The sequence below is a fragment of the Flavobacterium microcysteis genome, from assembly GCF_006385255.1.
GTDB lineage: Bacteria > Bacteroidota > Bacteroidia > Flavobacteriales > Flavobacteriaceae > Flavobacterium > Flavobacterium microcysteis.
The window spans coordinates 1-12569 of the sequence record NZ_VFJE01000049.1 but is presented as its reverse complement, the minus strand read 5'-3'; the positions used below and the strand labels follow the sequence as shown (position 1 = coordinate 12569).

Genomic DNA, 12569 nt, shown 5'->3' with positions numbered 1-12569 from the left:
AAATTTTTTTTGAAAAAAAATGAGCTAATAATTATTTCGTACGAAAAATTTCCTACCTTTGGTTTAATCAAAATAAATTATTGTTTATTTAATAACTATCATCATCAATCAAATGGTAAAACTAATCACAATCTCAGCTATCTTTTTTTTGCAGGCTGCTGTAGCACAGACCAAAACTGAAAAGTTGGATAGCCTGTTCCAGTCTGCTGCAAAGGATGGCACTTTTAATGGTAATGTCCTAATTGCAGAGAAGGGCAAAGTCATTTATCAGAAATCGTTCGGTTATTCCGATATCAAGGCAAAGGAAAAACTGACGAGTAAATCGGTTTTTGAACTGGCTTCTGTTTCCAAACAATTTACTGCAATGGGAATCGTACTGCTGCAAAAACAAGGGAAACTTTCGTATGATGACCCAATCACCAAATTTTTGCCGGAATTGTCGATGTATAATGACATTACAATTAAAAACCTTCTGGTACATACAGGAGGACTTCCAGATTATATGGAACTTATGGGGCAGGAAGAAAATCACGAAGGTTTTGCAACAAACCAGACGATTATTGATCTGTTTGTAAAAAAGAAACCGCCAGTTTTGTTTAAACCGGGCGAAAAGCATGAATACAGCAATACCGGTTATGCCATACTAGCCAGCATTATTGAAAAGGCTTCCGGGAAAAGCTATGGGGATTATTTACAGGAAAATATCTTCAAGCCTTTAAAAATGAATGATACCAGAATCTACCGAAGATGGTTCAAGCCTGAGAAAATTAAGGATGCCACCAAAGGATATATTTATTCTGACCTTGTTAAAGGGTTTGTCACGCCAGATGAAATCAGCAAGGATTATTATTCAATCTATCTTGATGGAATCGTTGGTGATGGTATGGTAAATTCGACTACAACCGATCTTTTATTATGGGATCAGGCATTATACACTGATAAATTGGTTAATAAGCAGGACAAAGAATTGATTTTTAGTTCTTATCCAACCCAAAGCGGCAAAGCAACTCGTTATGGTTTTGGATGGGGAATATCGTCAAGTGATGTGTACGGAAAAGTAGTATCGCATAGCGGAGGCTGGTCGGGTTATGTGACTTATATAGCCCGTTATCTGGATAAAGGCTACACTATAATAATGCTACAGAACGAATCTTCCGAAAAAACAACAATTCCTCAAATGGAGGTCAAAAACATACTTTTCGGTACTCTTTATAAAGCAGATAAGAAGAAGATGGAAGAAATGGCAGGAACGTATAAAAGCGAGAAAGGAAATGAACGGGAATTGGTTTTTGAAAAAGGAAAACTGTACACTAGGCTTGATCCTGAAAACAAATTGGAATTGATTCCGATTTCAGAAAATAAGTTTCTGGTTGCCGGTTTCCAGCCTGAGGTTTACTACGAATTTGTAGCAGAAAATAATACGATTTCCAAATATATTGTAACACAACCAGAGCTCTCAATACGATCTGAGGCCGTAAAAATTAAATAGATAGGATATGCAGTCAGAACCCACAAAATCAGAACTAGAAATTTTACAAGTCCTATGGCAGTTTGGTCCTTCGACAGTACGATTTGTAAACGACCAGCTTAATGAGCAAAAAAGAGCCGTTCAATATACATCAACCTTAAAATTGATGCAGATTATGACCGAAAAAGGAATGCTTGTTAGCGATAAGACCCAGATGAAGCACGTGTACAGCCCGGCAATAGAAGAAAAGAAAACAAAAGGATTTCTTTTGGAAAAATTTGTCGATGCACTATACAATGGATCCAGCAGCAGCTTGGTGATGCAGCTGTTAGGAAATAAAAACACAACCAAAGAAGAAATCGAAGAAATTCGAAACCTTCTGGATCAGTTAGACAACAAAAAGTAGAACTTAAAAAATTTAGACCATGATTATGCCCAATGAAAACATATTGAAGGCAATCTCCTGGACACTGATTCATTCAGTGTGGCAAGGATTGATTCTGGCAATTTTTGCCGGATTGGTTATAGTGTTTACAAGAAAATCCAAAGCGATAGTTCGTTATAATATACTTTCCGGATTGTTCTTGATGTTTATGGTAGCAGTAGGATTTACGTTTAATTATGAATACCAACAGGAAACAGCACTAGTTTCAGACAGAACAATAGCTGGCACAACGGTTTTAGAATTAAAAGATGTAATTGCAAGTCCATCAGAAATCACTCCTGATTATTTACAAGAAATCAGAGTTTATCTTAATGAGCACGCAACGACAATTGCAGCAATTTGGTTCCTGATTTTTGCTATAAAATGTTTTGGAGTATTTAGAAACATGACAAATGTTTACAGAATCCGAAACTATAAAGTTCACAATGCTTCTGAATACTGGAATAATAGAGTAGTAGATCTTAGCAAAAAACTGAACATCAAAAAGCACATCGTACTGTTAGAATCCCAATTGGTCAAAGTTCCTTCCGTTACAGGTTTTTTCAAACCAATTATACTGATTCCGGTTGGATTGCTTTCTAATCTTCCACAAGACCAAATTGAAGCAATATTATTACACGAACTGGCACATATCAAACGCAGGGATTATTTCATCAATTTAGTGCAAAGTTTTGCTGAAATCCTGTTCTTCTTTAATCCCGGTTTCCTTTGGATATCTTCATTAATCAAAGATGAAAGAGAAAACTGCTGCGATGATATTGCTGTTACTATTACGCAAAGCAAATCCAAATTTGTTCACGCTTTGGTTTCTTTTCAGGAATACAATATGAAACAGAATGAACTGGCACTTGGTTTTGGAAAAAATAAAAATCAGCTTTTAACAAGAGCAAAGCGCATCATACAAGACAATAATAAATCACTGAATACTGTAGAAAAGACTTTTCTGTCACTTTGTATCATTGTTATGCTTACCTTTTCTTTGGCTTGTTCCAATACGAAGGCAACAACAGCAAAAACTGCTGAAAAGGAAAGTAAGGCTGAAATAGTATATCTGAAAGACTTAACGAGAGATAAGTTGTTAAGGGAAGACGAAATCCAAGCAGAAATCGCTGCGCATGATGCATACAAAACAGCTGCTATAGAAAAAGCTGAGGCCGAAACGGCGAAGGTAAAAGCTGAAGCTGCAAAAGTTGTAGCTCAGAAAGCCCAGCAGGAAGGTACGATTTCTCCGGATGAAGCCAAACAATATGAAGCGGAAGCTTCACAGGCCCAAGTTGAATTTGAAAAGGCTCAAAAAGAACATGAGATTGCGATGAAGGAGCATGAAAAGGCCCAAAAAGAACACGAAATAGCTATAAAAGAACATGATAAAGCCAGAAAGGAGTATGAAATAGCAAAGAAAGAAGACAAAAAAGCTTGGAAAGAACATGAGAAGGCTAAAAAAGAGCATGAAAAAGCCAAGATTGAATTTTATAAGGCCAGAGTTGAAGCCGATAAAAACAGGCAATCCACTGGTGCTACCTACGAAATCATAAGGCCTATGACATTTGAAGAAGCACAAAAATCAGGAATTTGTGTAATAACCGATCAGACAAAGGCTGATATGATAGCACAAAAAGAAGCCCTACTTAAACAAGTAAAGGAAAATAAAGATCTAATTGTGTATAAAAAAGCAGAGCAAGGCAAAATGATTCAGGAAAAAAGGGCCCAAATGGATGCTTTAAAAGGGAAAAGAGAATTGTGGTTGGCAGATCAGAAAGCTAAGTTTGTGTTGAAAAGAGGAGAAATGTTCGAAATCAAGAAGATAAAACAGGAAGAACTACAGAAAATGAAGTTTAATAAAGACAGTCTTTATAAAATTTATAAAATAAAAAGGGATAAAGAAACGGGTAGTATTGATATTCCAAATGACATAAACAACCAAATCATACAGGTTTTAAAAAAAGAAAAAGCCATTGTCTGTGGGGATAACTTATCGTATAAACTTTCTCGTGAAAATATCATCCTTAATGGAAAAACAATCACAGGAAATGTACATTATAAACTCACAAAGTATTTAAACCCAAATACTAGCGCTATTTATTACAATTATGACATAGCAAATCAAGATCTTATCGATAGCACTAAACCCAGAAAATCGTAAAACTGTCTCATCAGCAGAGTTTCAATCATCATCAAATCAATCAAAATCTTCAAAACGACTTACCCGGAAAACAAACCGGGCAAAGTCAAAAATTAAATTTGTTATTGAGTTTAGTAACCCGAAGGAATCCGATTATTCGGATTCCTTTTGGTTTTTTTAAGAGTTTCTAGGTTGCTAATTGCCTTAGTGCCTCAGCACCTTAGTACCTTAGCATCTCAGTAACTTACCATCTTAGCCGCTCAGTTCAAAACAAATCCCTAAATTTGCAACCTAAATTATTCGCTATGTCAATGCTGCGCTTAAAATTGCCAACCGACCCAAGATGGGTAAACATTGTAGAAACCAATATTGAAGAAATACTTACGGACCATGCCTGGTGTGAACAAAAGGCAGCGTCGAATGCTATTACTATCATCACGATCAATTCGGAATATCCGGATTTGGTAACGGATATGTTGGCATTGGCAAAGGAAGAAGTCGAGCATTTTGAAATGGTGCACGAAATCATCAAGAAGCGTGGATTAAAGCTTGGGCGTGAGCGTAAAGACGAATATGTTGGTGAGCTGGCGCAATATATGAAACGTAGCAATACCGGAAGCCGTGTGTCTGGATTTGTAGAGAGAATGCTTTTTTCAGCCATGATCGAGGCCCGAAGCTGTGAACGTTTTAAAGTACTTTCAGAAAATATTAATGACGAAGAACTTTCAAAATTTTATCGTGACCTGATGGAAAGCGAAGCTGCACATTATACTACATTTATCTCTTATGCCCGAAAATATGGACAGGGAATTGATGTGGAAAAACGTTGGAAAGAATGGCTTGAATTTGAAGCCACTGTCATCGCAAAATATGGCAAAAAAGAAACCATACACGGCTAATCATTCTTTGATTATCAACTCGTGTTTTTGTAATAAACCTTTAAGGCCGGCTAATGAAAAGCTGGCTTTTTTGATTTTGTTCTTTTCCGGATCGATAGAGAAATTATAGCTTGTTGTGAAATCAGCCTTAATGACCGTTGTGTTTGAAAAAACGGTTTTGTGCAGATTGCAATGGTCAAACAAAACATTGGTCAGGTCTGTGTTCATAAAATCGAGCGCAATCATACTACAATTACTAAATGTTGTGCCTTTCATTATGAGGTCATAGAATTTGCAAAAATCCAAAATACAGTCTTTGAAATGGATTTCAAAAATGAGCTTGTCACACATCGAAAAATTGACATCGAGTACCTGGCAATCGATAAAATTCACTCCCCTAAAAGCGACATGGTTGATTCGGGCGCCACTGAAATCACAGTTGGTAAAAGTACAATCCGTAAAAGTGACCCCGATAAAATTACAACGTGTAAAATCGCAGCCAGAAAAATGGCATACCTCAAATTCTTTCAGATTGAAAGCATCTTCTGTATAAACTTCATTAGAGTAATTCTTGTCGTGGATATAATCGGTCATAAATCGTTGGATGAATTGCAAAGCTATTTCAATTTCAAATGCGACAAAAAATTATAATTAATACTTGTCAACAATTCGATAGAAGTGGGCCTTCATTTTAACTAAAAATTAATACCGTGCCCAAACCATCACATCTGATTAAATATTAATTTTATCATCTATGGAAACCAATAAAAGAAAAGGCTTCTTATTCAAAAAATACGAAGCTCCTAATTTGTCTCCTTTTGATAAACTCTTCGAAATTTTCAAAGAACTAATAACGCACACTTCAGGCGATTTTGACGAAGCTATTGATTGGCTTCGGGAATTGGATAAGGAATACAAACTGACAGATTCAAGCTATACTATTGATGATTTTATCGAAGATCTTAAGAAAAAAGGATACATACGGGAAGAAATAAAAGATGACGGTTCTGGAGGACTAGCCATTACATCAAAAACAGAAAGAGCCATTCGCCAACAAGCGCTTGACCAGATTTTTGGAAATCTGAAACGCAGCGGCTCAGGAAACCACAAAACAAAACATTCAGGAAACGGAGACGAACATACGGGAGAATTCAGGGAATTCCATTTTGGTGACAGTCTGGAACGAATTTCTTTAACGGAAAGCTTGAAAAACGCTCAGGTCAATAATGGTATCGACAGTTTTAAACTGACCGAAGATGACCTTGTGGTAGAAGATGCCCAATTCAAGGCCCAGATGAGTACCGTATTGATGATTGACATCAGCCATAGTATGATTTTGTATGGAGAAGACCGCATTACGCCGGCTAAAAAAGTAGCCATGGCTTTGGCTGAATTAATTACAACACGATATCCGAAAGATACGCTCGATATATTGGTATTTGGTAATGATGCCTGGCCAATTGCCATAAAAGATTTGCCTTATCTCAAAGTGGGGCCATACCATACGAATACCGTGGCAGGATTAGAGCTGGCAATGGATTTACTGCGTAGGAAACGAAATACCAACAAGCAGATTTTTATGATAACAGACGGAAAGCCAAGCTGCATACGTGAACGAGACGGATCGTATTATATGAACAGTAACGGCCTGGACGACTATATCGTTGATAAATGTTATGCTATGGCACAACAGGCCAGAAAATTGCATATTCCCATCACAACTTTTATGATTGCCAACGACCCATATCTGCAGCAATTTGTAAATTATTTTACGGAAGCCAATCAAGGAAAAGCGTTTTATACCGGACTAAAAGGCTTAGGTGAAATGATTTTTGAAGATTATGAAACCAACAGGAAAAAAAGAATAAAATAATAGACGAAGTAAAAGAATCCCTAATAAAAAGAGCAAGAATAAAAATGAAAGCAGAAACTATAAAAACCCTAGGGGAACTAAAAAAATCAGGATACCAATCCCAAAGTATAAAAGACGAATTACGTAACAACCTTCGGGAGAAGATTAGCAAAGGAGAAACCGTTTTTCAAGGCGTACACGGCTATGAAGACACTGTTATTCCCGAATTGGAAAGAGCCATACTTTCTCGTCACAATATTAACTTACTAGGACTTCGCGGCCAGGCCAAAACCCGACTGGCACGTTTGATGGTCAACTTACTGGATGAATGGATGCCGATTGTGGCTGGGTCCGAAATCAATGACGATCCGTTACAGCCTATTTCAAGATATGCCAAAAATCTCATTGAAGAACAAGGGGACAATACGCCAATAGAATGGATACACAGAAACGAACGCTTTTTTGAAAAACTGGCGACACCAGATGTTACGGTTGCCGATCTGATAGGAGATGTAGACCCGATTAAAGCCGCCAACCTAAAACTATCGTATGCTGATGACAGGGTTATCCATTTTGGGATGATACCGAGAGCCAATCGTTGTATTTTTGTCATCAACGAATTGCCGGATCTTCAGGCAAGAATCCAGGTGGCTCTTTTCAACATATTGCAGGAAGGAGACATACAGATACGTGGATTTAAAGTACGCCTGGCTTTGGATATGCAATTTATATTTACAGCTAATCCTGAAGATTATACCAACAGAGGAAGCATTGTGACGCCGTTAAAAGATAGGATTGGTTCTCAGATATTAACGCATTACCCGGAAAGTATCGAAATTGCAAGAACGATTACAGAACAGGAATCGAATCTTGACAGCCGCCAAAGCAATTTGGTTCATGTTCCTTCACTGGCAAAAGATTTGTTGGAACAGATTAGTTTTGAAGCCCGTGAAAGTGAATATGTTGATGCCAAGAGTGGTGTGAGTGCCCGATTGAGTATTACAGCATTTGAAAACCTTTTGAGCACGGCAGAACGCAGAGCTTTAAAAACAGGAGCTGAAAAAACGGTTTTAAGACTTTCCGATTTTATGGGAATTATTCCTGCCATTACCGGAAAAGTAGAATTGGTTTATGAAGGCGAACAGGAAGGAGCAGGAGTCGTAGCCCAGCATCTGATTGGCGATGCCATAAAGACGTTCTTTTCGATGTATTTTCCAAAAATAGAAAAGCTCGAAAAACAAGAAGAAAAAAGTCCTTATAAAGACACAATCGATTGGTTTTTCAACGAAAGTGGGTTTGAGCTTTTAGATGAAGCAACAGATTCCGAATACAAACAGCAGCTGGATTCTATTATTCCGCTTAGAGCGTTGATAGCCAAATATCAGCCTGATGTAGCACCTGAAGATATGTATTTTATGAAAGAATTTGTACTTTGGGGATTAGTCGAATACAATAAGCTGAGTAAAGACAGAATTGTCAAAGGCTATCAGTTTAATGACCTTTACGGAAGCTATATCCGAAAACTATAAAAAAAAGCCTCTCATTTGAGAGGCTTTTTTGCATAAAGCTTAGGGGAAAAAAGAGCTGCCGCTGTTAATCTTGCAATCCAGGAACCAGAAAAGTCTTGTGTTTATTTTTATTAAACAGCCTGAGATAGAAATAACCCGTTCCGGCAATTCCCATCATCAATCCTGGCGTATACTGTCCGGTGTTGATGCCGGTAGGCCATGAAATTCGGTTTTCCTGATATTTCTGGATGCCGGCAGTTCCTACAGCTTCTGCTAATTGATGATATTCAACTCCGCCGCAATCCAGCAATATTTCCGCATTGCCTGCGATTCCATGGCATAAAGAATAATTTGTGGTATTTAGATTATCTGTAAGAGCGTGATAAATGCTTGAAGTTGTCGTTTTTAAAGCGACATTCATTTCCTGTACAAAAGCAGTATCGGCTTTTGCCTGATTTGCTTTTAGGCGAGATAAGGCAATACCCGGAGCTCCGTGGCACCATGCCAGTCCGCAGACTTTTGCAGTGGTAGTGGAAACCCCATCCCTGAAATCAGGCCAGTTTTGCTGTGAAATATCAAAAGATTGTCTTTCATAATTAAAACCACCTTCGGCACCTTTTAGAAAAATTTCTTCTCCGGTAATTTCATGCAATTGTAGTAAGGCCAGGGCAACACCGGATGATCCATGAGAAAATCCCGTTAAGTTTTTAGAAGAGGGAACCGTTGCCCAGGACCATACAGTTTCATTTTTTACAGCCATATCACATAACAAATGTCCAAGTACGACGGCTTTGTCCAGCAAATCTTGTCTTTGAAAAGCCTTATAAGCGTCGATTAACACCGGAATTGTTCCAGCTGCACCGCTTATGACATCAACTTCATGAGACTGCAACGATGAAGGAACAATACTGTCGAGCAGGCTGATTCCATACTCAATCCAATCTTCCCGATCCAGTTCTTTCCCAATGTGGATTAGGGCAGTGGCAATGCCGGGTTTTCCCGCATAAAAGCCAAGATCAGGTATCGAATCGATATTGTTTTGTATTTGGGCGATGCTTCCTTCTATCGTTTTGAGCAGGATCGGGTCTTTTCTTTCAGCATATAACGCCGTCAGAAAAAGCGCAATTCCTGAAGTTCCGGAATACAGGTCGGCTCCAAAAGTCCTCATAATAGGTTGGTAGGCACCATCAACGAATTCAACAGAATAACCTTGCCAATTGCAGGAATTGCCATGCCAAATGCTGTTTTTCATCAGTTGGCAACCAATTTCCCATGCTGTTTCCAAGAAGGTGTTTTTAGATATAGCTTCCATGATTGTTCTTTTTAATTGAATGCTTTTTTTGTTCCTTTATTTAAAAAAGTAGTTTCAGGATGGATTCCTTTTTGCTGAAAAGCCGTTGCTATTTCCTGAAGCAATAGGTCAGTATCCCATTTTTTAGCCGCCGAATTTGTAAGAGCGGCGGCAACGGTAGCCATCCGGTTCATTCCAAAACTTTCCTGCGAAGATGGATTTTCTGCCAAGCCCATACCTTTTTGGTAACGGTAGCTAAAAAGAGGCACATCTTCTTCCAGGTATTCTTTTAAATCTTCATACAGTTCCGGAAGCAATTGGTCGAGTAGGTGCTGCAATGAGTCTTCAATATACAAGACAGCAGCATCACGCCTAAAATAAAGCTGAGGATGGTTAAGACATTTGAAAAGGAATGGAATGTTGTAACGGTTGAGCTTTTTAGTAATACTGTCAATCAGTACGGGAGCACCCTCGCTTGTAATATTCCAATACACCCGCAACAGATTTTTTGAAGTATCGAGGTTTTGGTTTCCAAAAACATAATAAAAGGTTGGTTGCCGATGTTGGTCCTCTTTCGGGAAAAATACGGAAACATTTTGTCCGCTGGTTTCTTTTAATGCACTCAACGGAACGATGTGGCTTTCTAACTGCCTAACGACTTCAACATAACCGCCAGGATAATTGGTCTTGACCTGCCAGCCCTGTTCAATCCTGTCTTTGCTATGGTTATTTTGAGAAAGCAATCTCATGAAATTAGTGTCGTTTTCGACTGAATAATCCGGTTTGTTGTAAGAGCCAGATTGGTAGGATTCTTTGAGTGCATAACATTCAGAATACAAAATACGGGTGAGCGATTCCTGTAAAGTATCTGGTGTGACAGCATATTGCCTGCCTCTGAACACAATATGTGATGAGGTAATCTGTAGTTGATTGATGAGCCGGGTAAGCTCTTTTATAATGGCGGAATCTTTAAACATACTGATAGAGTTTAATGTCGAACAATTCTTCTAAAGCAGCAAGAGGATCTTTCATGATATTGAAGGCAAGCTGTATGCAACGCATATTATTGGCTTCTATTTTGGTATTGAAAGTAATGCCTTCAACGCTGGTTTGAATGATTCTGGCAGCGGTAAATTGCATCAATCGTGTAAAAAAAGCAGAGTGGTCTGACTCCAAAATTGCCTTTTCTTTTAGATATTGATAGATAAAGGCTTGTGCCGATGGTTGCATATTTTTAAGATCATAAAATCTCATATGTTCCGGCAGTTGGTTACTAAAAGGATCGTTGTTGTCAAATCCCAGAAGCCATGTCGCCACATAAGACTGCAGGAGTCCGGCAACATCCCACATCGGGTCTCCGATATCAGCCAATTCCCAATCAATAAGTCTTTGGCTGATTCCATTTTTATCTTCAATTGCCAAAAAATTAATCCATTTGATATCGCCGTGGATAAGATGAGTATACTGCCAAGTAGCACCCAATTGTGCCAAAGCATTTAGCAATAGCGGATTATCCTTAATCAGTTGAATGGCAGAAGCACTGGCCTCGTTATTTGCAAAAAAAGCATCGGCATTATGGCGGTCTAGTTGCAACACCCATGGCAGTAATTTTGGAAACAGAGAGGTATCTGTTTCAGTTTTAGGTCGGATATGGCATAAAGCCAATATAGAAGCTTGCTCCCGGGCAAGATGTAAGTCGAAATTTTTAGTGAGCATATAATACTCGGTCAGGTTTTTTGCATTGTGTAACAGTTCAAAAACCATCACATTATTTTCATCATCATAGTCTAATAAGCGTGAGGTAATAGGGGCAATAGCAGAAAATGTCTGGCTATTGTTGAATAAATCATAAGCACTTATTTCACGTAAAAAAAGGCTTTTAGACACGGCATCATTCGCTGTTTGCTTTACAAAAAGGGAATTATGTGGTTCCATGACTATTTTTAGTATCGTATTTCGGGTTTTTACAGGATGTACCATAAAATGGCCGTTGACTACGGTTTTTTCGTCTATAAGCTGCCTTTTGTGCAGGTAGTGGTATACGTTTTCTGGAATTAGCTGCATAGGAGTTTTTTTAAGAATTTAGTAGAATAAGCCGCAAGATTTATTCTTGCGGCTTATGAAGAAAAGCAATATTCTTAGCAGATAAATGGTATTCCGGTACAAGAAATTGTAGGGATACAAGATATTGTTGGAATACAACCAACGCTAGGTACACACTGGTCTACTGGCAATGTAGGAACTGCCGCTGCTTTTAGTCCATCATTACCACCTTGGTTGGCAAAATGACATACCATTGGACTTGTGTTACAAGGACCTACATGTGTCGGAGGACATAAAATAGGTATGGTAGGTTGTGGAAAACATGAAATTGGCAGTGTTGGCAAACAGGATTGCGGTATTGTAGGCAAACACTGTGAAACAACGATAGTAGGAGGAGCTCCAGCAGCCGGTGCGCCAACAAGTCCTTCCTGAGCTCTACAGATTGGAGATATTCCTGTAACACATGAAGTTACAGTTGGAATACACTGTACTGTTGGGATTGGAAGACACTGAGTTACCGGAATCGTTGGGAATCCAGCTCCTTGGTTAGCTTCCTGCTGTGCAGCACAGATTGGAGATATTCCTGTAACACATGAAGTTACGGTTGGAATACACTTTACTGTTGGGATTGGAAGACACTGAGTTACTGGAATCGTTGGGAAACCAGCTCCAAGTTTAGCCTCCTGTTGTGCAGCACATATTGGTGATATACCAGTGATACATGAAGTTACAGTAGGAATACATTGAACAGTAGGAATTGGTAAGCATTGCGTTACTGGAATCGTTGGGAATCCAGCTCCAACGTTTGCTTCCTGTTGTGCAGCACAGATTGGAGATATTCCTGTAACACATGAAGTTACGGTTGGAATACACTTTACTGTTGGGATTGGAAAACACTGAGTTACCGGAATCGTTGGGAATCCAGCACCAAGTTTAGCCTCTTGTTGTGCAGCACATATTGG

11 protein-coding genes are annotated in these 12569 nt (G+C 38.7%); 6 read left to right on the top strand and 5 right to left on the bottom strand.

The features are described 5' to 3' along the window. Window positions 1–112 precede the first annotated feature (112 nt). From FJA49_RS01775 to miaE, 4 genes are all read left to right on the top strand, one after another. A complete protein-coding gene (locus tag FJA49_RS01775; RefSeq protein ID WP_139998214.1) occupies window positions 113–1489 on the top strand; it encodes a serine hydrolase domain-containing protein in 1377 nt (458 codons plus the stop codon). Window positions 1490–1496: 7 nt separating this feature from the next. Beyond that, on the top strand, window positions 1497–1874 hold the full coding sequence (locus FJA49_RS01770) for a BlaI/MecI/CopY family transcriptional regulator (RefSeq protein WP_139998212.1): 378 nt from the start codon (window positions 1497–1499) through the stop codon (window positions 1872–1874). 19 nt (window positions 1875–1893) lie between these two features. Beyond that, window positions 1894–4056, top strand: a complete 2163-nt coding sequence (locus FJA49_RS01765; RefSeq protein WP_139998210.1) for a M56 family metallopeptidase — start codon at window positions 1894–1896, stop codon at window positions 4054–4056. Between the two features lie 290 nt (window positions 4057–4346). Then, complete coding sequence (miaE, locus tag FJA49_RS01760) at window positions 4347–4934, top strand: tRNA-(ms[2]io[6]A)-hydroxylase (RefSeq protein ID WP_199758347.1); 588 nt, start codon at window positions 4347–4349, stop codon at window positions 4932–4934. Here the strand turns inward: miaE and FJA49_RS01755 are convergent, their stop codons facing one another. Then, window positions 4935–5507 carry a pentapeptide repeat-containing protein gene (locus FJA49_RS01755; RefSeq protein WP_139998206.1) on the bottom strand — a complete coding sequence of 191 codons (573 nt, stop codon included), beginning with the start codon at window positions 5505–5507 and terminating at the stop codon, window positions 4935–4937. A gap of 160 nt (window positions 5508–5667) precedes the next feature. On the opposite strand from FJA49_RS01755, the gene FJA49_RS01750 reads away from it, so the two are divergent. Both FJA49_RS01750 and FJA49_RS01745 read left to right on the top strand, forming a co-directional pair. Beyond that, complete coding sequence (locus FJA49_RS01750; protein WP_139998204.1) at window positions 5668–6786, top strand: vWA domain-containing protein; 1119 nt, start codon at window positions 5668–5670, stop codon at window positions 6784–6786. 44 nt (window positions 6787–6830) lie between these two features. Then, complete coding sequence (locus FJA49_RS01745) at window positions 6831–8294, top strand: AAA family ATPase (RefSeq protein WP_139998202.1); 1464 nt, start codon at window positions 6831–6833, stop codon at window positions 8292–8294. A 64-nt stretch (window positions 8295–8358) separates the two neighbouring features. Here the strand turns inward: FJA49_RS01745 and FJA49_RS01740 are convergent, their stop codons facing one another. The 4 genes from FJA49_RS01740 to FJA49_RS18370 all read right to left on the bottom strand — a co-directional run. Next, complete coding sequence (locus FJA49_RS01740) at window positions 8359–9585, bottom strand: lanthionine synthetase LanC family protein (RefSeq protein WP_139998200.1); 1227 nt, start codon at window positions 9583–9585, stop codon at window positions 8359–8361. Window positions 9586–9596: 11 nt separating this feature from the next. After that, a complete protein-coding gene (locus FJA49_RS01735) occupies window positions 9597–10541 on the bottom strand; it encodes a T3SS effector HopA1 family protein (protein WP_139998198.1) in 945 nt (314 codons plus the stop codon). Then, a complete protein-coding gene (locus FJA49_RS01730; protein ID WP_139998196.1) occupies window positions 10534–11628 on the bottom strand; it encodes a phosphotransferase family protein in 1095 nt (364 codons plus the stop codon). Before FJA49_RS01730 ends, FJA49_RS01735 begins: the two co-directional genes overlap by 8 nt. Window positions 11629–11702: 74 nt before the next feature. After that, the coding region (locus tag FJA49_RS18370; RefSeq protein ID WP_158629430.1) for a hypothetical protein at window positions 11703–12569 on the bottom strand (867 nt) is incomplete at its 5' end.

Excerpts from the sequence above, each read along its gene's own strand:
- FJA49_RS01775 (WP_139998214.1), top strand. The coding sequence starts at position 113 with ATGGTAAAACTAATCACAATCTCAGCTATCTTTTTTTTGCAGGCTGCT.
- FJA49_RS01770 (WP_139998212.1), top strand. The coding sequence starts at position 1,497 with ATGCAGTCAGAACCCACAAAATCAGAACTAGAAATTTTACAAGTCCTA.
- FJA49_RS01765 (WP_139998210.1), top strand. The coding sequence starts at position 1,894 with ATGATTATGCCCAATGAAAACATATTGAAGGCAATCTCCTGGACACTG.
- miaE (WP_199758347.1), top strand. The coding sequence starts at position 4,347 with ATGCTGCGCTTAAAATTGCCAACCGACCCAAGATGGGTAAACATTGTA.
- FJA49_RS01755 (WP_139998206.1), bottom strand. The coding sequence starts at position 5,507 with ATGACCGATTATATCCACGACAAGAATTACTCTAATGAAGTTTATACA.
- FJA49_RS01750 (WP_139998204.1), top strand. The coding sequence starts at position 5,668 with ATGGAAACCAATAAAAGAAAAGGCTTCTTATTCAAAAAATACGAAGCT.
- FJA49_RS01745 (WP_139998202.1), top strand. The coding sequence starts at position 6,831 with ATGAAAGCAGAAACTATAAAAACCCTAGGGGAACTAAAAAAATCAGGA.
- FJA49_RS01740 (WP_139998200.1), bottom strand. The coding sequence starts at position 9,585 with ATGGAAGCTATATCTAAAAACACCTTCTTGGAAACAGCATGGGAAATT.
- FJA49_RS01735 (WP_139998198.1), bottom strand. The coding sequence starts at position 10,541 with ATGTTTAAAGATTCCGCCATTATAAAAGAGCTTACCCGGCTCATCAAT.
- FJA49_RS01730 (WP_139998196.1), bottom strand. The coding sequence starts at position 11,628 with ATGCAGCTAATTCCAGAAAACGTATACCACTACCTGCACAAAAGGCAG.